This window comes from Enterococcus sp. LJL98, from assembly GCF_054871745.1.
Genome location: NZ_JBTXLU010000019.1, coordinates 1 through 22006, shown reverse-complemented (window position 1 = coordinate 22006; position 22006 = coordinate 1). Strand labels below are relative to the sequence as shown.

Sequence of the window (22006 nt, the reverse complement as noted above, 5' to 3'; positions counted from 1 at the left end):
ACCGAAGTTCGATGAAAAAGAAGCGTTCGACTTGCATGTATTAGGCACGCCGCCAGCGTTCGTCCTGAGCCAGGATCAAACTCTCATTAAAAAAGTTGAAACAATCTTTCGATTGTTAAGCTCAAAAATTTTGCTAGCTTAATTGCTTGCTTGTTGTGTTTGTTTCTATTAATAGAAACATCCTACACTTTGGTTCGTTTGCTTGCTTTGTTCAGTTTTCAAAGGTCTACGTTGTTTTATTACTTGTTGTTTTAGCAACTCTTATATCATATCAGTGTAACAATCACTTGTCAACACTTTTTTAAAGTTTTTTTATTCCTCTGTAAGAAAGAAACAAAGTTTTCTGCTCTCAACAACTTCTATATAATAACAAATGTCTTTGTTATTTGTCAACACTTTTTTTAATTCTTTTTTCGCTTTATATCAAGCGCTCGAGAACTTCTTTTCGTGTCAACGTTTGTTATATTATCATTGTTTCTTCTATTCGTCAACTACTTTTTAAATCTTTATTTCAAAAAGTTTTCAATGCCTTTCGAACAATATTAAATATAGCAATCTTTGATTTAAAAAGCAACTAATTCTTCATCAAATTTTGAATAAAAAAACCAAAGTGAATATTCTGACTAACTCCACTTTGGTTCGTTCGATTATTTGATTCTTTTTTTATAAAAAAAGCTCCAGCACAGAATATCGTTCGCTTAATAATTTTCCTCCTCATTTTGAATCGGAATAAAGAGACGAAAAATCGTGCCTTGACCTAAGCTACTTTCCGCATAAATCCTTCCTTTATAGCTATCAATTAACTTACTTGCAATCGATAATCCTAGACCATTTCCTCCTTTGGTTCGCGCACGCGCTTTATCAACTCGATAAAAACGATGGAAAATGCGAGAAACATCTTCTGGCGGAATGCCTTCACCAAAGTCTTGTATCGCAATTTCTAATTCCTTAAGATTCGTCGAAATCGAAATATGCACTTCTTTTCGGTCGGTGGAATACTTAACCGCGTTGTCCATAATGATAATCAATACTTGTTCAAAATGGTTCCGATAAATCTTCAATACTTTTTCTTGATACAAGTCATCATCTAGAGTAAAGACAAATTCAGGATAGATCATACGAAAATTATTAACAATTTGATGGACGACCTCTTTGGCGTTGGTCCGCTCATTACTATAATGAATGTTTACTTGTTCCGCACGAGAAAGATCGAGCATTTCTTGTACCAGCGTTTTCATCCGTTTGATTTCTTGCATGCTGGCTTCTAAAGATTCAGCCAAAATTTCCGGGTCGTCTTTTCCCCATCGATTGAGCATATTAAGGTGCCCTTCAATCACAGCTACGGGTGTCCGCAACTCATGAGAAACATCTTCGACAAATTGTTCTTGTAATTCTGTGTAAGAACGCATCCGATCAAGCATGTCATTAAAAATCTCTGCTAGATCTGCCAGTTCATCATTTGTCTCTAACTTAGGCATATGGATATCGGATTGAGGATCTTTTTGAATTTTCTCCATAGTGTCTCTTAATAATTTTAGCGGCTTTAAAAAATAAGCCGAAAGTAAATATCCTAAAATACTACTTAAAACAAGCGATACACCTTCTAAAATAATTAAAATTGAAATTAAACGATTACGAATCTCATAAAAATTGGTTAATTCGTAAAAAGTCTGAACATAACCAATTAACTCTCTCGTTTCTTTTGAATAGACAGGTTGCACGAGTAAAAAGCCCGTCTGGTTATTGATTGTTTCAATTGTCGCTTCTTTAGGTGTTGTCTGAGCTAAAGACAATCGTTCATCGGTCGTCATCAAAACCAATTCTTTATAAGGGTTGTAAACAAATAAATGAAAATCAGGATTTCCTGCATCAACTAAAAAGGGATCGATGATAACCTCCATCCCATCTAAATGCACTAATTCATTCGTTTCGCTCATTTGAAGCGAACGAAAAGCAGTCCGAAGGTTTAATGCCCGGTTTTCATTTGCGAGTCGCGAAGTAATCTGATAAGTTGTTTCCTCAATCTCTCGGCGTTCTTTGGCTACATACAAGTTAATGGACGATTTGTAAGTAATCACCGCAAAGATTGTAAAGACCACAAAGATAAAGAAAGAACTTGCAAAAGCCCACTTAATTGTTAACGATGGGCTTTTCAGTTCTTTTAAACGTTCTTTACTTTTCAAGCGACTCATGAGCGCATCACATAACCCGTGCCTCGAACCGTTTGGATATAACTCTCATCTCCTGGAACGTCAATTTTATTACGAAGATAACGAATGTAAACATCAACCACGTTAGTCTCAACCTCTGTTTCGTAACCCCAAACTTTATTTAATAAAACGTCACGAGCTAACACTACGTTAATGTTTTCCATTAAAGTCAATAATAATTCGTATTCACGTTTCGTTAATTCAATCATCTCTGAACCACGACGCACGACACGGTTTTCTTTTTCGATTGTCAAATCACGATAGGTTAATGTTGTTTGTTTCACTACATTCTTATCACCCTCAATATCAATTCGACGTAATAATGCACGCAATCGTGCTAACAATTCTTCAATAGCGAATGGTTTAACAATATAATCATCCGCCCCGTGATCTAAACCAGACACGCGATCAATAACTGAATCTCTTGCAGTCATCATGATAATTGGGGTGTTTTTTGTTTGACGCACGCGGCGGCAAACTTCTAGCCCGTTAAGCTCTGGCAACATCAAGTCAAGTAGAATCGCATCCCACTCCTTGTTTAGCGCAGCATCCAATCCCGTACGACCATTGTAGTGCACTTCCGTAAAATAGCCTTCATGTTTTAATTCTAACTCAACAAAGCGAGCTAGATTTTTTTCATCTTCAATGATTAATATATTCCCCATATCAACCCATCCTCTTCTTCTCATTTTGATTTTATGACATTCTTAATATTAACATGGAAGGACAAATTTAAAAAGAGATTCGTGCAACCTCATAAGGCTTTACGTCTCTCTTTTTAAACTTCGCTTGTTTTATTTTTCGTCATACCATGAATAATGGAAAATTCCTTCACGGTCTGTTCGTTCATAAGTATGCGCACCAAAGTAATCGCGTTGTGCTTGGATGATGTTCGCCGGTAACCGTTCTGAGCGATATGAATCAAAATAAGCAATTGCAGAAGAGAAGGTTGGGACCGGTACACCCGCTTGAACAGCCAGAGCTACCACGTCACGAACCGCCTGCTGGTACTTTTCAGTGACTTCTTTAAAATAGTCATCTAATAGTAAATTCGCTAGATCGCCTTCTTTTTCATAAGCATCAGTGATTTTTTGTAAGAAGCGCGCCCGGATGATGCATCCTTCACGCCAAATTTTGGCAATCTCACCAAATGGTAAATCCCACTCGTATTCTTTAGAAGCTGAACGTAATTGTGCAAAACCTTGAGCGTAACTCATAATTTTACTGAAATATAGGGCTTGGCGAATTTTTTCAATAAATGCTTGTTTATCACCTGTGAACTCAAAGGTGGGTTTTGATAATACTTTACTTGCAGCTACTCGTTCTTCTTTGTAAGCAGAGATATAACGAGCAAAAACAGATTCTGTAATCAATGGTAGAGGCACACCAAGATCAAGAGCGCTTTGGCTTGTCCATTTTCCAGTGCCTTTATTTCCCGCTGCATCTAAAATCACATCAACAATTGGTTGACCCGTTCCGAGATCATCTTTGCGGGTTAAGATATCCGCTGTAATTTCAATTAAGAAACTATCTAATTCTCCTTGATTCCACTCAGAAAAAATTTCTGCCATTTCTTCAACAGAAATCCCTAAAATATTCCGCATTAAATCATAAGACTCGGCAATTAGTTGCATGTCTCCATACTCAATCCCATTATGAACCATCTTCACATAATGTCCTGCCCCATCTGGTCCAATATAAACCACACAAGGAGAACCATCTTCTGCTTTTGCTGAAATTTGTTCTAGAATGGGTGCAACAAGTTCGTAGGCTTCTTTTTGGCCCCCCGGCATAATTGACGGTCCTTTTAAGGCGCCTTCTTCTCCACCTGAGACACCGGCACCAATAAAGTTGACACCCGAATCGGCTAATTCTTTGCTACGACGAATCGTGTCTTGGAAGAACGTGTTTCCGCCATCAATTAAAATATCACCTTGATCTAAATGCGGCAATAAGGATTGGATGGTCGCATCTGTTCCATAACCTGCTTGAACCATTAAAACAATCCGACGAGGTTTTTCAATTGCTTGAACAAACTCTTCCACGTTATAGGTTCCTAATAACTTCTTATCTGGATTTTCAGCCAGTACTTCTTCTGTTTTTGATCCGGTACGATTATACAAGGCCACCGAGTAGCCACGGCTTTCAATATTTAAAGCTAAGTTTTTACCCATAACTGCCATACCAACGACACCAATTTGTTGTTTTGTCATTTTATTTCCCCCTACTCAATCAAGTGTAATTTTTTCTTCTTTTTTATTATAGCCTATATTAAAGCGTAATTAAACAATTCTTGTTTAATTTTTGGTATTTTTTACTAATATCAGATGTAAAAAAATAAACCTTAGGCTCCATGGTTAGCCTAAGGTTTAAAATAGCCTTTTCCGAAAAAGGGCTATTATGCTTCTTTCGTAGATACGTCTTTACCGTTGTAATGACCACAGTTGCTACATACGTGGTGGTTTTTTCTCATTTCGCCACAGTTTGTACATTCGCTTAATCCGTTAATTGATAACTTGTAGTGTGTACGACGCTTTGCTTTTTTTGCTTTTGACGTTTTGCGTGCTGGTACTGCCATTTGCTACACCTCCTTGTAAATGAAAACAACCATAAGGCTGCAATATATTCCAATCTTACGCATCTTCTTCCTCTGTTTTTTCAAACAAATTCGATAATTTTGCAAGACGAGGATCCATTTGAGTCTCTGCTTGTGATTCTTTCATTCGTTCATAATCTGCTTCTGAATAAACTGCCCAATCATTCCCACTTGGGTAATGCGTCGCTTTTTCTTCTTCTTCAGATAGTACTTGTAAAGGAATCTCAAGTAAAATGTTGTCAGCGACCGATTCATCTAAATCCAACGTTTGAGTTTCTAGTATCAGAATCTCTTCGGCTTTCACTAAATCATCGATTTGCTGAAATTGCTCGGTTGTCATAAATACTTCATCTACCGTAAATGACATCGGTATTGCTACGGGTTCTAGCGAACGAGTTGACGGCAAGGTAATGACTGTTTTCACTGTATAGTGTAATAAGTATTCCCTTGGACTAACCGTAACAAGTCCTTGAACTTCTACTGGTCCTAGATCAATGATTTCTTTCTCTCGACTCAATAGTTCTTCTTTTAGATTGAGTACTTCTTGAAACACGAGTGGTTCTTCTTGGTACTTACGTAGTTCTAATAAAGACCATTTCATTTTCATCACTCCTAAGCAACAAAAGCTATTATACAGGCCTTGTTTTCCTTTGTCAATGAAATTTTCTTGACACCTTACAAAGGATAAAAAAAGAGCACGCCAATCACGGACTAGCTCTTTTTTTATTTACTTTTTCGACTTGTTTTTGAAAAACAAATTAGATTGCTGTTGTTTCTCCACGGTAAACAATTCCACGACGTGAGTCAGCTGTTACAACTTCCCCATCTTTAATAATTGTTGTTGCATCTTTTGCACCAACGATTACTGGTAAGTCTTTTGCAATTCCTACAACTGCCGCGTGAGAAGTTAAACCGCCGTCTTCAACGATTAAAGCAGCTGCTTTTTCAATTGCTGGCATGTAGTCTTTATCTGTTGTTGGAACAACTAAGACCATACCTTCTTCTGCTTTCGCAATTGCTTCTTCAGCGTTGTTTGCTACCACTGCTTGACCAACAACGGAACGTCCGCCAACACCTTGTGCCTCAATTAAACGTGAACCAATTAATTGAATTTTCATAACGTTTGTTGTTCCGCGTTCACCAACTGGCACACCCGCAGTAATTAAAATTAAGTCTCCTTCAGAGGCAAAACCGAGTTCAACTGCTTTCTTAGAAGCTAAGTCAAACATTTCATCCGTTGTTGCTGGTTTTTCAGCAACTGTTGGGTGTACGCCCCAGTTTAATGACAAGCCACGTTTGATACGCTCATCAAAAGTTACTGCTAAGATGTTCGCATCTGGACGGTATTTAGAAATCATTTTTGCAGTGTAACCAGATTCAGTTGCGGCAACAATACATTTCACACCTAAGTCTTTTGCTGCACGAGCGACTGCTAAACCGATTGACTCTGTTACATCTGTTTTATCAAATTGATTAATACGGTAAGTACCTAATTTTAACATTGTTTTTTCTGCTTCTTCATCGATACGCGCCATTGTAGAAACAGCTTCAACTGGGTATGAACCATTTGCAGATTCACCAGATAACATCGTTGCATCTGTCCCATCAAAAATAGCGTTCGCCACGTCTGATGCTTCCGCACGTGTTGGACGTGGGTTGCTTTGCATTGATTCTAACATTTGCGTTGCTGTAATGACTGCTTTACCAGCTGCGTTACAACGTTTGATAATATCTTTTTGAACCATTGGAACAACTTCTGCTGGAATCTCAACGCCTAGGTCTCCACGAGCAACCATGATACCATCTGAAACTTTGATAATTTCATCGATGTTGTCGATTCCTTCTTGAGATTCAATTTTAGAAATAATTTGTACGTGATTCATGTCCATTTCTTCCATGATTTCACGAATTTCTAAAACGTCTTGTGCTTTACGTACAAAACTTGCTGCAATAAAATCTACTTCGTTTGCTAAACCAAAACGAATGTCTGCCGCATCTTTTTCAGTAATACCTGGTAAGCTAATTGAAATTCCTGGTGCGTTAACCCCTTTACGAGAACCTAAAACGCCAGCATTTAATACTTTTGTTACAAGTTCACGATTCGCTTCGTCTTTTTCAATAATTTCCATGTCGATTAAACCATCGTCAAACAAGATGTGTCCGCCCACATGCGCGTCGTCAAATAGTCCTGGGTAAGTTACAGCGATTTTTTCTTTTGTTCCAACTAAGTTTTCGTCCATTGAAATACGTACGATATCATCGATGGCATAAGTTAACGTGCCACCTTCTTGAACCGTTGTGCGGATTTCAGCACCTTTTGTATCTAATAAGATACCCACGCTTTTTCCAGTAATTTTCACTGCGTCACGGACTAAGTTCATACGAGCTAATTGCTCTTCGTGGTCACCATGAGAGAAGTTAAAACGAAAGACGTTCGCTCCAGCTTCGATTAAGTCAGAAATAATTTCGACTGTATTACTTGCAGGTCCTAATGTACTAACAATTTTTGTTTTTTTCATGAAAAAAATACCCCAATTCGTTTATTTTTAATAGCTTAACGCTTTTAAATTCATTTTAATTAAAGTTGAAACGATTAAAAAGATAATTGTTTGTTCAGTGCATACAATGATAAATCTGGATGATGTTTCCCGTGTTCAAGTGTTTCAACGATGTCGGCTGAAACCACTTGGTTTTCTAACATCCCCACACATAAGCCACCTTTACCTTCAAGCAATAGGTCAACGGCATGACCACCAAATTTGCTTGCAAGTACGCGATCACGTGCAGTCGGCGAACCTCCACGAACAACATGTCCTAAAATCGAAACACGCGCATGGAAATCTCCATGTTCAGAAAGTTTCTCAGCAAACTCGTTTCCACCCATCACGCCTTCAGCAAGAATAATCAAACAATGTTTCTTCCCGCGGTCGCGGCCTTCTTGGATGCTTTTGGCAACAGCAACCATGTCAAAATCATGTTCTGGAATGATAATTTCGTCTGCACCACCTGCGACACCTGCCCATAAAGCGATGTCTCCGGCATCTCTTCCCATTACTTCAATGATGAACGTACGGACGTGAGAAGTTGCCGTGTCTCGGATGCGATCGAGAGAATCCAAAACGGTGTTAATTGCTGTATCAAAACCAATTGTAAAATCAGTGCCTGGAATGTCATTATCAATTGTTCCTGGAATCGCAACTGCTGGAAAACCGTGTTTTGTTAAAGCCAGCGCCCCATGGTAAGAACCATCGCCACCAATTACAACTAAACCTTCGATACCGAATTTCTTCAGTTGTTCGATTCCTTTCAGTTGCCCCTCTTGGGTTGCAAACTCTGGATAACGAGCGGAATAAAGGAAGGTTCCTCCTCGTTGGATTTTATCTCCAACGTCAGCAATTTCCAAACGACGAATGTCTCCTGCAACTAAACCAGCAAAACCATAATTGATACCGAATACTTCCATGCCATTAAAAATCGCCTTACGCGTCACCGCGCGAATCGCTGCGTTCATGCCAGGAGCATCCCCACCACTGGTTAAAATACCAATGCGTTTCATACTGTTTTTCACCTCATCAATATAAATATGTTAGTTGGTAGTCTTTTACTTCAATTCTGTTATAAACTTTACCCACATTCTGCATTTTACCATCAATTGCGCCAAATGTCTTGGTATATCGTAAAAAAAACTAAAATATTAGAAAGCGCTTTGTAAATTTACAGAAAACTATTTAAAAATGACATTTTCTTCACCAAACAAAACACTCAACGCTTCTTTATCCCTTAAATCTTCACTCATCCAGTACTCAGATTCTAGTAAAACCTTTTTCCCTGTTTCTTCGTAATAAAAAACAACGGGGACTGTTCCCTTGAAGGACTGAACCAATTGACGATAGGTATGAAAAGTTGCTGGTTGATTTTTTTCTGCCACGACTTTAATATAACACGTCTGTTCCGAGATTGAATTTTCTACTTCCGCAGCAGGTGTTATTTTTGTCGGAATCACTTGTAACTGATTACTATAGCGATTATTTTGCATACGTCCTTCAATATATAACACTTGATTCAAGGTCACTTGTTTTCGAGTTTGACGATACAGCTCAGGAAAGAGGGTTAAGTGGCTACTTTGGCTTTCATCATCCCCTTCAACAATTGCCATCAATTCCCCTTTTTTCGTACGAATTTCTTTAATGCTCTTCACATAAAAAAGAAGTTGGACCACTTGATTTTCCGAGACTTCTGCCAGATGGTCGATTTTTTTTCGTTTTAAAAGTTTCGTGAATTGGCGAGTAGGGTGTCCCGATAAGTACACACCTAGATATTCTTCTTCAAACGCTAAGCGCTCTGCCAAAGAATAATCAGCGACTTCCCGTTCTTTTAATTCAAGCATAGAAAGCAATTCCATGCTACCACCACTATACAAAATGTTTTGAATTTTATCTTCTAGTTGAACCAATAATTGATGGCGATTCACTCCAAAATCATCAAACGCCCCCACTAAAATTAGAGGTTGAATATTCTCCTGCTTGAGCAACTTGCTTTCTCGGGCATTTAAACGATATAAAAATTGTTCAAAAGAAGTAAAGGGACCATTTTCCTTGCGCTCGCTTAAAATGGTTTGAACAAAGTCTCGGCGTAAGCCTTTAATATTGCTCAATCCAAAGCGAATTTCTTTTAACGTGTGCAAGGTAAAGCCATAAAAACTGTGATTAATCGTAGGGGGCATAATTTTCAGTTGGCGTTTTTTGGCCTCATGCACGTATTCTTTGGTTTTGATTGGTTGATTTCTAGTCGACTGTAACAAAGCTTGGTAAAAAGGACCGGGATAGTGCGCTTTTAAGTAGGCCATTTGAAAGGCTACCATTGAATACGCAAAGGCGTGTGAGCGATTGAATCCATAGTTCGCAAATTTTTCAATGTAGTTATACACTTCATTGGCTTTTTTTTCCGTATGCCCATGGGCGCAGGCTCCTTGAATAAAGCCTTGCCTTTCTCTTTCCAAAATTTGCGCATTTTTCTTACTGATCCCTCTTCGCAACATATCGGCTTGTCCCAGACGATACCCTGCCATTTTTTGAGCGATTTGCATGATTTGCTCCTCGTAAACGATGATTCCATAAGTATTTTCTAATATCGGGCGTAAACTTGGATCTAGATATTGCACCGGCGCCAGTCCCTTTTTTCTTTTGACAAATTCGTCAATATTTTGCATCGGGCCTGGACGATATAAGGCATTTACTGCAGCTATTTCTTCAATTGTCTCTGGATTTAACTTTTTAAGTACTTTACGAATACCAGCTGACTCAAATTGGAAAATACCCGAGGTTTCTCCTTTTTGAAATAAAGCGATTGTTTGTGGATCATCAAGCGGCACTTTTTTTAAGTGCAACTCTTTCCTTTCAAGTCGAGAGATATTTTGGAGCGCGTCGTCAATTAAACTTAAATTGCGCAACCCTAGGAAATCCATTTTAAGCAACCCAATTTTTTCAACATCAACCATTGTAAACTGTGTTAGCCACAAATCCCCTTGTCCAGCTTGTAAAGGAACAAGGTCGACTAGTTTTTGATCAACAATAACAATCCCTGCCGCATGGGTGGAAATATGGCGTGGCAACCCTTCAAGTACTTGGGCGACTTGAAACATTTTCTTATTTCGTTCATTCGCCTCGACTAGATCTCTAAACGTTTTTGACTGTTGGTAAGACATTTCCAAGGTGACGCCTAAACCTTTTGGAACAGCGCTAGACCAACGATTCCCTTCGCTTTGAGAAACCCCAAAGACTCGACCAACATCGCGTAAGACCATCTTTGCTGCCATCGTCCCAAAGGTACCAATTTGCGCGACGTGTTCTTTCCCATACTTTTCTTTCACATATTGGATGACTTCTTCCCTTCGATTATCTGGAAAGTCCAAATCGATATCTGGCATTGTTTGTCGCTCCGGGTTTAAAAATCGTTCAAAAAGCAGATCATAGGCGATTGGATCAACATCGGTAATGGATAGCACGTAAGCAACAAGCGAACCCGCCGCCGATCCACGACCCGAACCCGTTACGATTTTTTGATTATGTGCAAAAGCCATGACATCCCAAACAATTAAGAAGTAATCATCAAAGCCCATTTCATGGATAATCGAAAGCTCCGTATTCAAACGTTCCTCATAAATGGCCGTCACTTTTTCCACACGCCGGGGCAAAGAATCAAAACACAGTTGTCGTAGAAAAGCGGCTGGATTTTGTTCTTTTAAAGGATATTGAGGCAATAATTTTTGATGGAGCTTCACTTCGACTTGACAGGCCGTTGCCAGCATAGCCGCTTGCGTTAACGCTTCTTCCTCGCCTTGGTCTTGGAACCACTTTTCAAAAAGTGGGGCTTCGATCAAATAATTTGTTGCCTCAAGCTCATGGACTGTTTGACGTAGATCTTGAATTTGTGTCCCAGCTTTAATCTGTTTTGCCACTTGTACTGCAAAGCAATCTTTCGCCTCTAAGGCAGTAATCAAATGATAGGCACAAGGTTTTAGTTGTTGACTTTCATACCAATCTCGTAATTCTTGAGTCAACTGCCCTTGATAGGCTACCCCATAAAAAAGATGCGCCTCATTAAATTTTTCACGCCATCTTTGAAGACAAGTGGCTGCTAAATTTTGATCATCTACTGCTTGTCGCAAAGCACTCAGTTCATTTTTTTCAGGAAAAAGCACAAATAAATCTCGACTTAACGGAAAAGATTCGAATGAAACTTTTCCTTGAAGCTCTTTCATACTCGAAAGCTGCATCAATTGTTGCAACCCTTGATTATTTTTGGCATACAAGTAGACTTCATAGGTTTGCTCATTAACAATCGATTGATATTCAAGTGCTAAACCGATAATGGGCTTGACGTCTGCCTTTTGACACTGTTCGATAAATTCTAACATCCCTGCAAGGTTTCCCTTGTCCGTTATGGCTAATTGTCGATAACCCATGTCTTTGGCGCCTTGCACATAAGCAGGGATTCTGACAATACTTTGTAATAATGAATAGGCGGTAATCGTTGTTAATTGTGGACTACTCATAGTTTCCTCCTTATTCTTTTACGCTTCTCATCCTATGATTTCACGAAATCTTTTTCTCAACTTTTCTTTACAACTCAAAAAAGTATGCTAAAATATACACAAGATTGTGAAGTCATGAAAGAAGGTGTCTCCATGCGTTATATTCTCACGCTATTTTGGGCGTTCGCTCTTGGCCAAGTTGTTGGCTACTTAGGCAGCTCTTTAAGCAGTCAAACTTATGACTTTGTTCAAACAACTATTTTCTCTTTAGTCGTTGGACTATTCATCATTTTACTTGGACAGCTCTCCTCTTCCTCAACAGAAGAAGAAGCAGCCTAATAATTGCGGATAAGAAGCGTTTCGACCAATACTCGTCGAAACGCTTTTTTCGATGCTATTGAATGTAATTGCGTTTGAAATCGTTCCGGAAATTGAAAAGAGAAATTAAAATATTTAGAAATACAAAGCCGCTAGTTGCAAAGAAAACGGCTGGATAACCAAACCCTTGCGCGACACCTGAACCAACGAGCGGCCCTAAAACTTGGCCAAAATTATTAAACATTTGATTGTAGCCAAAAATCCGACTTACAGCTTCAGGTGGGGTAATTTTACTAATAAGTGTATTAATTGAAGGCATTAAAGCACCAGTCGAAAAGCCTAGTAAAAAGCGAAGAATCCCCAGTTGAAGAGGGTTTTGGACAAACCCCATTGGAATAAAACACAGGAATGAAAAAACTAATCCGAGCAATAAAATCTTATGATTGCCAATCTTATCTCCTAGTCGACCAAGAAATGGCGAAGAAAAAATAGCCGATACGCCAGAAATCGAAACGATTAACCCACTCAAGAAGAGCACACTGCCACTATTGACACTAAGGTCTCGAATATAGAGCGTTAGAATGGGACTGATACTTGTAATCCCCAATTGTAAAATTAAAGAGGTCAAAAACAAACCAAATAAAACGGAGCGCCGATTCATTTTACCTAAGATGTCTTTTAATGGGATGACATCTCCTTTTTCAATCGGTTCAAAATTCTCTTTCACTAAAAAAATCGTTAATAACAAAGTAATCGTTAAAATAATTCCAGTAATAATAAAAACATTTTGCATGCCTAGTAATTCGGCTAAGACACCGCCCATTAGCGGTCCAATTAAATTCCCTGCGATGGACCCCGTCGCAAGTGTTCCAATCGCCCACCCGCTTTTTTCACGGGGCGCTTGCGAAGCAATCAGAGCAGTCGCATTCGGAATATAGCCAGATAAGATACCGGTTAAAAATCGCATCACCAACAACCAATACACGTTTGGTACAAAAGCTAACGCGCCCATCGTAAAGGACATGCCTGCAGCCGCTCGAATCATCATGAGGCGTCGCCCTTTTCGATCGGCCAGGCTCCCCCAAATCGGTGCCACCAATGCCGAAGCCAGCGCTGTAATGGATATGGCTAATCCTGAGAATAAATTGACTTGACTGGCAGATGCCCCCAACTCTTCGATGTACAAGGGAATAAAAGGCATGACCAAGCTGAAACTTGCACCGGTAAAAAAACAACCGATCCAAGAGATGTATAAATTCCGTTTCCAATTAATCTTCATACCGAACCTCTCTTTCCCTTCAACTATAGCTCATTTTTTGATTTTTTCAAACAAAAAAAGAGTGACGTCGATAAAAACGTATCACTCTTTTGCTGGCGCTTAGATTAGCCTAACATCGCCATAATGAGAAAGTTTAAGATAAATAAAAGATTAACAATCCATAAAACCATTGAAACCTCTTTTGCTTTTCCTTTTGCTACCTTGACGATCGCAAAAAAGATAAAGCCCGCAGCAATTCCGTAAGAAATGCTATAACATAAACCCATGAAAATTGAAGCGAAGAAGGCCGGAACGGCTTCTTCTAAGTCGGTCCAATTAATATCTTTGAACGATGCCATCATCATCACCCCGACTAAGATCAACGCGGGTGCTGTTGCTTGCGCTGGAACGACAGAAATAATTGGTGAAAAGAGACTACTTAATAAAAACATTGCTGCTACAACCACAGAGGTTAATCCCGTACGACCGCCGGCACCAATTCCTGCCGCAGACTCTACAAAAGTCGTCGTATTTGACGTTCCAAAAATCGCACCAATGGACGTTGCTGCAGCGTCTGCAAATAAAGCACGATCCATTTTTGTTGAGAACCCTTTGCTGTCTTCTAGTGCTGCCTCATCCTCTTTTGAGAAGATACCTGTTCGACGGCCAGTTCCGATAAAAGTACCAATTGTATCAAACGTATCAGATAAACTAAATGCAATAATCGTCATTAATACTTGAGGAATTTTTGAAGAATCGGCAAAAAGTGATTGCATTCCTTCTGGGCCAAAAGCCGCACCAAACGTCACGCCTAAATCATTGATTGAACTGCTCAATGAATTGGCTTGCCAATCAATTGCCCCCAAGTCAACAACACCCATCACAATACCAATGATTGTTGTCCCTACGATACCAAGTAAAATTGCCCCACGAACATTCATGACCACTAAAATCGTCATCAAGACCAAACCAATAACGGATAGTAAAATTGCTGGATTGTTAAAATTCGCTAACGCAGGAACGATCCCACCATTCATGTTGACGTTGACAGCTGCTTCCCCCTCAACGACTGAACCTGTAATTGCGCCCGCATCTGCTGAGAAATTAATCAAGTTGGCATTTTTAATTCCAACATAAGCTACAAAAATACCAATCCCGCCGCCAATTGCATGTTGCATGCTTTCTGGAATCGCACGGATAATTAATTTACGAATTTTTGTTACAGTAATAAAAATATTAATTAGACCACAAATAAAAACCATCGCTAAAGCTTGTTGCCAGGAATACCCTAGTCCAAAAACAACGGTGAAAGTGAAAAAGGCATTTAATCCCATTCCCGGTGCTTGCGCGTACGGAACGTTGGCAAAAAGACCCATGATGAGCGTACCAATAACAGAGGCGATAATTGTTGCTAAAAAGACGGCTTGAAAAGGCATGCCTGAAGCTGATAAAATGGCAGGATTGACAAACAATATGTAACTCATTGCAAAGAAGGTTGTCACACCTGCGATGACTTCCGTTGAAACTTTAGTACCATTTTCTTTTAACTTAAAAAATTTTTCCATGAAAGTTTTCACTCCTATTTTTGAATATCAAGGAAAACAAGTTAATAAATCGACTAAAATAACTAATTTTCCCCTTGACCACTCTCGTATTATAGAGAGTTCACGCTTACTTTTCAACCATTTATTAACATAATTCTTGAATGTTCTTTCTATCGTTCGTGTTTTACAAGGAGTTTGGCTGTTCATTCAAGCACGACTCTTGTTAAATCCAACGAGTATGCTAAAATAAAGGCAGATTAAGAGGTTTTCATGATTTTTTTCATTTTAGTAAGGAAGCCTGGATGACAGAGAAGGAGAATTCGATGACAAAAAAATTGATTGCAATTGATTTAGATGGCACAACCTTAAATAATCAATCGCTGATTAGCCAACGGACGGCAAGTGTTTTAAAAAAAGCACAGGCAGCCGGACATTATGTTAGCATCGCGACAGGACGGCCTTACCGAATGAGTGCACATTTTTACCAACAATTAATGCTTGATACCCCCATGGTGACGTTTAACGGCGCACTCGTCCATAAACCCAATGCAGTGTGGCCTTATGAAAGAGAATTATCCATTCAACGCGAGGTTGCTTTTGAGATTTTGGCACAAAAAGAACGACTGCACTTAGACTTTGTTGCTGCTGAAAATCGGGAAACTTTTTTTATTGATCGATTAGATAATTTTGAAGGAGAATTTTTTGCAACTGAGAAAATTACAGAAGCAAATCTTTTCCATAACTTGAAAACCAATCCAACTTCTTTACTCGTAAAAACACAACATCATGTGTCAGAAAAAGTCTCTGCTTCCCTTATCGAACAATTCAAAGAGGAAGTGGATGTCCGGACTTGGGGTGGCCCAAATGCCATCTTAGAAATTGTCCCTAAAGGCGTACAAAAAGCGATGGCTGTTTCTGTTATTGCGGACTCACTGGATATTCATCCCAAAGACATCGTGGCTTTTGGTGATGAACACAATGATGTGGAATTGTTGGACTACGCTGGTTGGGGTGTAGCGATGAAAAACGGCACCGAGCAATTAAAAGGCGTTGCAAATGACATTACCGAACAAACAAATGACGAAGACGGGTTGGCGAACTATCTGGAAACATACCTTTCTTTATAAAAAAAAACACAAATGAAGACACCCATGAGGACAATGAAACGTTCGTCACTGGTGTCTTCTTTCTTTTTCTTTAATTTTTTGCTTCACTTTTTTTCACTTCTAGAATTCCGTCAATCGAATGTTGGATAATTTCCACAATTTGTTGACGGTTCGGATGAATAAAACCAGAGGACATTAAAGATGCTACGCCTGTAATCGTAATCCAAGTGCCGTCATGCAATGCCTCGATAAAATCTGCCGATAATCCTTTATAAGTCGGGTCTTCTTTCACAACTTCTTTAAAGTATTCATAAGAAGCGTCATACATTTTTTTACCGCCACCGGAGTCATCGACAAATAAAGAGATGAACAACTTCGGTTTCTTTTGAGAAAAGTCAATGTAGTTGATACAAACATCAACGAGTTTATTCCCTGTGTGTTCCTGAACAAAGACTTTTTGCTTTAATTCTGTAAAAATCTCCTCGATTAAGGTGTCTTTTAAATCTTGCATATTTTCAAATTCGAGGTAAATAGGCTGAGTGGAAACACCCATTTTCTTTGCAACGTTACGCGCGGTAAAATTGCTAAATCCTTCTTTTTCAACTAATTCATAGGCAGCTTTTAAAATATAATCTCTCGTATACACTTTGCGTCTCATGGTAAACCTCCTAGCTAGAATTTATTTACTAATGTTATTTTAACTTAAAACAACAAATAATAAAAGGTTTTTCATTTACTTCTTAACAGTTTCTTGTTATTTTCTATCGGAACAACCATAAAATGTTCTTTTTTCGAATAACAAGAAACGAACTTTTAAACCTTCTTCTTGTTCCACGCTTGATAAAAAGGTAAAATACAAGTATTCGATTTCCTTTTTCAAAAGAATAGAATCATTGCTAGGAGGGTCTTCTCGTGGGTGCTGAAAATTTATTACTAGAAACATGTTTGCTTGCCGGAAAAATCATGATGGAAAGTGGCTCTGAGGTCTATCGGGTGGAAGATACGATGAATCGTATCGCTCGAAGCGCAGGGCGAAGAGACAGCGTGAGCTATGTCACGGCAACCGGTATTTTTATTAGTTTGAAAGAAAGCCATCAAACACAAGTCGAAAACGTTGGTGAACGATCAATCAACTTAGAAAAAATCGTCGCCGTCAATCAACTTTCTCGTGATTTTTCGATGAACAATATCCGCTTAGAGGAGTTGTCTACAGCTCTAAAAGCCATTGATATTGAACATATCCACTTTCCTTATTGGCTACAAATTGTGAGCGCCGGAATTGTAAGTAGTACATTAATGTTTATTTTTGGTGGTTTTTGGTTTGATTTTCCCGCGACCTTTTTTATTGGATGTGTAGGCTTTCTTTTAAAAGATTATGCCCATAACTATTTAAAAATTCCTTTTTTAGACTATTTCTTGGCTTCTTTAGGAATTGGCGTTCTCGCCTTACTTTGTGTTCATTTTCATTGGGCCCTTTCGGTCGATCATTTAATTATCGGCTCTGTCATGCCTTTAGTTCCTGGCGTGGCCATCACCTCTTCTTTTCGAGACATTCTAGCGGGTCATATGATTAGTGGACTTGTTCGTGGGACCGAAGCCATGATTATTGCAATGGCAATCGGCGTCGGAATTGCCAGCGCGCTGATTACTTTAGGAGGGATTTTGTAATGCTTATTCACTTTCTCTTTAGTTTTTTTAGCACCGTGACTTTTGGCGTTCTTACAAACGTTCCTCGCCGTACCTTGTTTGCTAGCGGCTTCACTGGTGCCTTGGGTTGGATGCTTTACATTGGACTGAAAGAGGCCAATTTTACTCTAGGGTTTGCGAACTTTATGGCTGCCTTGATTATCGGTTGTGCTAGTATTTTCTTTTCTCGAAAAATGAAAATTCCCATGTTAATCTTTATTGTACCCAGTCTTGTTCCCCTAGTCCCAGGAGGACCTTCTTACCTTGCTGTTCGAGCATTTGTGTTAGGCGATACCAGCCAAGGTTTTCAGCATGTGATCGTTGTTGTCGTAACGGCCGGAGCGATTGCTGCTGGTTTTATGATGACTAGCCTCGTTGAAAGATTAGTTGTGAATTGGGGCTCTTTACACAAAAGATAAGATTTGTTAAATCCGTCTAGAGTCCCATGACATTTTCCTTGGCTCCTTGCTATAATAAAGACAAATCACGGACTAAAGGAGCGTATTTTTATGAATGTCACGACATCTCGGAGAATCATCAATTCCATTTCAATAATCGGCATGGGGTTTTCAGTCGCCTTAGCTATTTATTTTTTTAATTTAGGGTTATTTGATGATTTGCATGCTTTACAAGACCTCGTGGGTCGTTCTTTCGTTATTGGTCCCATTATTTTTATTTTACTTCAAATAATCCAAGTCGTCATTCCGATTATTCCAGGTGGGATTTCGACTGCCGCAGGGGTTTTCATTTTCGGACCTGTCGCTGGCTTTATCTATAACTATATTGGCATTTGCTTGGGCTCCATTCTCGTCTTTTTATTGGGTCGTTATTACGGCAAACCCTTTGTCTTAAGTTTCGTCAGCGAGAAGCAGTACAATCGCTATGTCGCCTATCTCGACAACCAGAATCGTTTTGATAAGCTTTTTGCTTTAGCCATCTTTTTCCCAATCGCACCCGATGATATTTTATGTTTGATGGCGGGCTTAACCAATATCTCTTTAAAAAAATTTAGCTGGATTATTCTTCTAGGGAAACCTGCCTCAATCTTAATTTATAGCTTGTTATTGATTTATGGCGGAAATTTCCTCACACAATTTATGTAAACAATCAACAAAACGCTTTGGATGGTTCACTGCCTTCAAAGTGTTTTTCTTTTAATTATCAAAAAAGGAGGCGCTCTCATGCTGCATATGTTAAAAGAAAATTGGAGGCAAACCCTTCACTTTTTCAAACAAACAACGATTTATTTTCGCGACGTTCTCTTAATCCACGGGCTCCTCTTATTTCTACTGATCCCACTGCTAAGCAATGCGACACGGTTGCTCTTTAAAATAGGACACATCCCTTACCTTGCTTTTGATAATCTGGGACAACTCATCAGTCAGCACCCGCTGATTACAATAAGCTTGCTATTGATTTTGGTAAGTGTCGTCGGTTTCATTTATTTCGAATTTACTTTTTTATTGCTGAGTTTGTATTTTATTAAGCAACAACATCCGATTTCTTTAAAAAACTTGCTCCAGCTCACACTGAGCCAAATGCGAAAACTTCGCCCTAGCGTGATCTTTTTTTTCTTGTTTTATTTCTTTTTAGTGTTACCTTTAGGCGGGTTTTCTTTGCATTCAGAACTGCTTTCAAAAATCAAATTCCCAGCCTTTATCGTTGACTTTATCTTCATCAATCGCTTGCCAATCATTGTGTCCTATCTTTTGATTTATTTTTTGCTAACTTACCTTGCTTTTCGTCTTGTCTTTACCTTACCAGCAATGGTACTCCTTAATTATCCTTTAAAACGAGCCGTGCGTGAAAGTCTCCTCTTTACCCGTCAACATTTTTGGAAAATCCTATTCCAGCTAGTTTTTTTAACATTCGGTCTTTTATTTTTAACGACGACCAGTTTTTCATTCATCTTATTCATCCAACGTCAGGTCGAAACCTTTGCGAGTTCTTACGCGCTTCCAACTGCGGTTTTTAGCCTATTCGGTTTACAAGCAATTTACGTCTTGAATCTTGTCCTTTCCACCATTGTGATTTTCTTCTCCCTCATTGAATGGATGAGTTTTGGTGGTTATTTACTTCCGATTCCTGAAACCTACTTTGCACTAGACGTTACAAAAAAAGAAGCGCGTGAACAAATAAAATTCCGCTACTTTCTCCCAATGATTGCGGTAGCTTTGACAGGCGTTTTAAGTTACAACTACCTGTATTTAACCACGATGCCCCCGCGTGCCGTCAAGGTCCTTTCACATCGCGGAGTTAGTCACAAAAATGGCGTACAAAATTCGATCGAGGCGCTGAGACAGACCAGTCAGACCTTCCAACCAAACTATGTTGAAATGGACATCCAGCTCACTTCAGATAAAAAGTTTATCGTTTTTCATGATTTTCAATTCAAAGAATTAACAGGTTTTGATCAAATTCCCGAAAAAAGTACTTTTGCACAAACACAAATGCTGCGAGTACAAGAAAATCAGCAAGAGGCGCGCATTCCAGCTTTCGATGACTACTTGCTTGAAGCGAAAAAGCACCAGCAAAAACTGCTTGTCGAAATTAAAACGCAACGAACAGACATCGATTTGGTCGTTGACACTTTCTTGGCACAATATGCTGCTCAAATTCTCGAAGAAGGACATCTTGTGCAGAGTCTGTCTTATTCCCTCGTTGAAAAATTGAAAGAAGCCTCCCCTGAAATGACGGTTGGCTACATTGTTCCTTTTAATATTATTGGTCCACCATTGACCAAAGCAAATTTTTTAACCATGGAATACAGTACGCTCAATCGCGCATTTGTAAATGCGGCTCACCTAGATGGAAAAAAAGTATTCACTTGGACGCCGAATAAAAAAGAAACGATGGAACGGATGATTTTTTATGGCGTGGACGGCATCATAACGGATCGACTCGACGTTTTTGAAACAATCGAACGCCAACCTGAAAAAATGACCTATTCTGATAAGCTGGCTTATTTTTTAATAGGAGTCGGTTAATTTCTCTTCTTCCATTGCAATTTGACTTTGTTTCGTTAATAATAGTCACATTAGTGTTTTTTATTTTATTGGAGGTGTTCATTTGATTTCAACCAAAGGAAGAAAAATCGTTGGAAAGTATCCGATTCTTCCCGGTTTACTTTTATCAGTAATCGTAGCCGGCTGCGCGAAACTGGTAGCCATTTTCTTACCCCAACTAGGAGGGGCCACTTTAGCTATTTTATTTGGAATTTTTTTAGGCAATACCTTCTTCAAACAAACATTTTTACAAGTCGGAACCAAGTTTGCAGAAAGCAAGTTGCTGGAATTTTCAGTGGTCTTGTTAGGATTAACGGTGACCTTTCAGACGATTGCTGAAATGGGGATGGAAGGATTGCTTTATACCTTCTTACTGATGGTAGGAACGATTCTTTTTACTTACCAAATTGGAAAAAAATTAGGTTTTAACTCGCAAATGTCTTTATTGATGTCTGGTGGGAATGCAGTCTGTGGTTCTTCTGCCATCGCTTCGATTGCCCCAGAAGTCCACGCGAAAGAGGAAGAAAAAGGACAAATCATCACACTTGTCAATCTATTAGGAACAATTATGATGCTCACGCTCCCTTTTTTAGCAAACGGATTATTTGGTGAAAATGTGCTAGCCAAGAGTGCTTTACTTGGTGGAACCTTACAATCAGTCGGCCAAGTCGTAGCCGGTGCGAGTTTGATTGATGAAAATGTGCTGCAGTACGCGATGTTATTTAAAATTATTCGGATCATGGGACTCGCCCTCGTCGTGTACGCTTTCGGTCAGTTCGCTAAAAAACAAAACTTAGCAGGCGAGCTAACAAGCGTCCAGAAAAAGAAGTTCCCACTCCCTTGGTACATTATCGGTTTTCTCGCTTTTTGTATCTTAAACAGCTTCTTTACTTTGCCAGATCTTTTTGTTACAAGTGCCAAGTTTACTAGTAACTGGTTTGAAACCACTGCTCTTGCAGCAATTGGTCTGCGCCTTGACTTGGTTCGTTTCTTAAAAGAAGGGCCGCGCTTTTTAATTTATGGCCTTTCCGTTGGTACGTTCCAGACAATCGTTGCTGCTCTTTTGATTTTCTTATTTTTTGCTTAGAACGAAAAAACAAAGGAATGAATTGAAGTCTCACTTTGAATTGCCCCCTGTCAAGTAGACAGTATTAAAAACAAAAAACAATCTTTTAGTTTAACGCAATCTTTTATCCTGAGATTGCGTTTTTTATGCTGCTAATTTTCGGTATTCATTGGGTGAGTAACTA

The 22006-nt window shown here is 39.1% G+C and carries 18 protein-coding genes and 1 rRNA gene; 7 read left to right on the top strand and 12 right to left on the bottom strand.

All coding sequences use genetic code 11. From position 1 onward, the window contains the following. The 9 genes from ACYSNO_RS12190 to ACYSNO_RS12150 all read right to left on the bottom strand — a co-directional run. Window positions 1–91, bottom strand: a 16S ribosomal RNA gene (locus tag ACYSNO_RS12190); the annotation flags it as partial. A gap of 607 nt (window positions 92–698) precedes the next feature. Beyond that, complete coding sequence (locus ACYSNO_RS12185) at window positions 699–2192, bottom strand: HAMP domain-containing sensor histidine kinase (RefSeq protein ID WP_461731358.1); 1494 nt, start codon at window positions 2190–2192, stop codon at window positions 699–701. Further along, window positions 2189–2875: a response regulator transcription factor gene (locus tag ACYSNO_RS12180; protein ID WP_461731357.1), complete on the bottom strand. Its 687-nt coding sequence runs from the start codon at window positions 2873–2875 to the stop codon at window positions 2189–2191. Before ACYSNO_RS12180 ends, ACYSNO_RS12185 begins: the two co-directional genes overlap by 4 nt. A gap of 129 nt (window positions 2876–3004) precedes the next feature. Further along, complete coding sequence (gene gndA, locus ACYSNO_RS12175) at window positions 3005–4423, bottom strand: NADP-dependent phosphogluconate dehydrogenase (RefSeq protein WP_461731356.1); 1419 nt, start codon at window positions 4421–4423, stop codon at window positions 3005–3007. Window positions 4424–4608: 185 nt separating this feature from the next. Continuing rightward, on the bottom strand, window positions 4609–4788 hold the full coding sequence (gene rpmF / locus ACYSNO_RS12170; protein WP_461731355.1) for a 50S ribosomal protein L32: 180 nt from the start codon (window positions 4786–4788) through the stop codon (window positions 4609–4611). A gap of 55 nt (window positions 4789–4843) precedes the next feature. Then, window positions 4844–5407: a YceD family protein gene (locus ACYSNO_RS12165; RefSeq protein WP_461731354.1), complete on the bottom strand. Its 564-nt coding sequence runs from the start codon at window positions 5405–5407 to the stop codon at window positions 4844–4846. 157 nt (window positions 5408–5564) lie between these two features. After that, complete coding sequence (gene pyk / locus ACYSNO_RS12160) at window positions 5565–7325, bottom strand: pyruvate kinase (RefSeq protein WP_461731353.1); 1761 nt, start codon at window positions 7323–7325, stop codon at window positions 5565–5567. Window positions 7326–7399: 74 nt separating this feature from the next. Continuing rightward, on the bottom strand, window positions 7400–8362 hold the full coding sequence (gene pfkA / locus ACYSNO_RS12155) for a 6-phosphofructokinase (RefSeq protein WP_461731352.1): 963 nt from the start codon (window positions 8360–8362) through the stop codon (window positions 7400–7402). 168 nt (window positions 8363–8530) lie between these two features. Beyond that, a complete protein-coding gene (locus tag ACYSNO_RS12150) occupies window positions 8531–11860 on the bottom strand; it encodes a DNA polymerase III subunit alpha (protein ID WP_461731351.1) in 3330 nt (1109 codons plus the stop codon). 132 nt (window positions 11861–11992) lie between these two features. Between ACYSNO_RS12150 and ACYSNO_RS12145 the strand changes: the two genes are divergently transcribed. After that, complete coding sequence (locus ACYSNO_RS12145) at window positions 11993–12178, top strand: YjzD family protein (protein ID WP_461731350.1); 186 nt, start codon at window positions 11993–11995, stop codon at window positions 12176–12178. A gap of 55 nt (window positions 12179–12233) precedes the next feature. On the opposite strand, the gene ACYSNO_RS12140 is transcribed toward ACYSNO_RS12145, so the two are convergent. Both ACYSNO_RS12140 and ACYSNO_RS12135 read right to left on the bottom strand, forming a co-directional pair. Continuing rightward, on the bottom strand, window positions 12234–13436 hold the full coding sequence (locus tag ACYSNO_RS12140; RefSeq protein WP_461731349.1) for a multidrug efflux MFS transporter: 1203 nt from the start codon (window positions 13434–13436) through the stop codon (window positions 12234–12236). A gap of 104 nt (window positions 13437–13540) precedes the next feature. Next, window positions 13541–14980 carry an NCS2 family permease gene (locus tag ACYSNO_RS12135; protein ID WP_461731348.1) on the bottom strand — a complete coding sequence of 480 codons (1440 nt, stop codon included), beginning with the start codon at window positions 14978–14980 and terminating at the stop codon, window positions 13541–13543. 302 nt (window positions 14981–15282) lie between these two features. Here ACYSNO_RS12135 and ACYSNO_RS12130 point away from each other — a divergent pair, with 302 nt between their 5' ends. Further along, window positions 15283–16086, top strand: a complete 804-nt coding sequence (locus ACYSNO_RS12130; protein WP_461731347.1) for a Cof-type HAD-IIB family hydrolase — start codon at window positions 15283–15285, stop codon at window positions 16084–16086. Between the two features lie 70 nt (window positions 16087–16156). On the opposite strand, the gene ACYSNO_RS12125 is transcribed toward ACYSNO_RS12130, so the two are convergent. After that, window positions 16157–16723, bottom strand: a complete 567-nt coding sequence (locus tag ACYSNO_RS12125; RefSeq protein ID WP_461731346.1) for a TetR/AcrR family transcriptional regulator — start codon at window positions 16721–16723, stop codon at window positions 16157–16159. Window positions 16724–16977: 254 nt separating this feature from the next. Here ACYSNO_RS12125 and ACYSNO_RS12120 point away from each other — a divergent pair, with 254 nt between their 5' ends. From ACYSNO_RS12120 to ACYSNO_RS12100, 5 genes are all read left to right on the top strand, one after another. Then, window positions 16978–17733 (top strand): threonine/serine exporter family protein, encoded by a 756-nt coding sequence (locus ACYSNO_RS12120; protein ID WP_461731345.1) that lies wholly within the window; start codon window positions 16978–16980, stop codon window positions 17731–17733. Continuing rightward, complete coding sequence (locus ACYSNO_RS12115) at window positions 17733–18170, top strand: threonine/serine exporter family protein (RefSeq protein WP_461731344.1); 438 nt, start codon at window positions 17733–17735, stop codon at window positions 18168–18170. The genes ACYSNO_RS12120 and ACYSNO_RS12115 overlap by 1 nt, the downstream gene beginning before the upstream one ends. Before the next feature lie 90 nt (window positions 18171–18260). Further along, the gene (locus tag ACYSNO_RS12110; protein WP_461731343.1) at window positions 18261–18854 is read left to right on the top strand and encodes a TVP38/TMEM64 family protein; all 594 of its coding nucleotides are present in this window, start codon (window positions 18261–18263) and stop codon (window positions 18852–18854) included. 78 nt (window positions 18855–18932) lie between these two features. Beyond that, the gene (locus tag ACYSNO_RS12105; protein ID WP_461731342.1) at window positions 18933–20738 is read left to right on the top strand and encodes a glycerophosphoryl diester phosphodiesterase membrane domain-containing protein; all 1806 of its coding nucleotides are present in this window, start codon (window positions 18933–18935) and stop codon (window positions 20736–20738) included. An 82-nt stretch (window positions 20739–20820) separates the two neighbouring features. After that, window positions 20821–21843: a YeiH family protein gene (locus ACYSNO_RS12100; RefSeq protein WP_461731341.1), complete on the top strand. Its 1023-nt coding sequence runs from the start codon at window positions 20821–20823 to the stop codon at window positions 21841–21843. Window positions 21844–22006 lie beyond the last annotated feature (163 nt).

Bases quoted from the DNA above. Each gene is read 5' to 3' on its own strand.
- ACYSNO_RS12185 (WP_461731358.1), bottom strand. From the start codon at position 2,192: ATGAGTCGCTTGAAAAGTAAAGAACGTTTAAAAGAACTGAAAAGCCCA.
- ACYSNO_RS12180 (WP_461731357.1), bottom strand. From the start codon at position 2,875: ATGGGGAATATATTAATCATTGAAGATGAAAAAAATCTAGCTCGCTTT.
- gndA (WP_461731356.1), bottom strand. From the start codon at position 4,423: ATGACAAAACAACAAATTGGTGTCGTTGGTATGGCAGTTATGGGTAAA.
- rpmF (WP_461731355.1), bottom strand. From the start codon at position 4,788: ATGGCAGTACCAGCACGCAAAACGTCAAAAGCAAAAAAAGCAAAGCGT.
- ACYSNO_RS12165 (WP_461731354.1), bottom strand. From the start codon at position 5,407: ATGAAATGGTCTTTATTAGAACTACGTAAGTACCAAGAAGAACCACTC.
- pyk (WP_461731353.1), bottom strand. From the start codon at position 7,325: ATGAAAAAAACAAAAATTGTTAGTACATTAGGACCTGCAAGTAATACA.
- pfkA (WP_461731352.1), bottom strand. From the start codon at position 8,362: ATGAAACGCATTGGTATTTTAACCAGTGGTGGGGATGCTCCTGGCATG.
- ACYSNO_RS12150 (WP_461731351.1), bottom strand. From the start codon at position 11,860: ATGAGTAGTCCACAATTAACAACGATTACCGCCTATTCATTATTACAA.
- ACYSNO_RS12145 (WP_461731350.1), top strand. From the start codon at position 11,993: ATGCGTTATATTCTCACGCTATTTTGGGCGTTCGCTCTTGGCCAAGTT.
- ACYSNO_RS12140 (WP_461731349.1), bottom strand. From the start codon at position 13,436: ATGAAGATTAATTGGAAACGGAATTTATACATCTCTTGGATCGGTTGT.
- ACYSNO_RS12135 (WP_461731348.1), bottom strand. From the start codon at position 14,980: ATGGAAAAATTTTTTAAGTTAAAAGAAAATGGTACTAAAGTTTCAACG.
- ACYSNO_RS12130 (WP_461731347.1), top strand. From the start codon at position 15,283: ATGACAAAAAAATTGATTGCAATTGATTTAGATGGCACAACCTTAAAT.
- ACYSNO_RS12125 (WP_461731346.1), bottom strand. From the start codon at position 16,723: ATGAGACGCAAAGTGTATACGAGAGATTATATTTTAAAAGCTGCCTAT.
- ACYSNO_RS12115 (WP_461731344.1), top strand. From the start codon at position 17,733: ATGCTTATTCACTTTCTCTTTAGTTTTTTTAGCACCGTGACTTTTGGC.
- ACYSNO_RS12110 (WP_461731343.1), top strand. From the start codon at position 18,261: ATGAATGTCACGACATCTCGGAGAATCATCAATTCCATTTCAATAATC.
- ACYSNO_RS12105 (WP_461731342.1), top strand. From the start codon at position 18,933: ATGCTGCATATGTTAAAAGAAAATTGGAGGCAAACCCTTCACTTTTTC.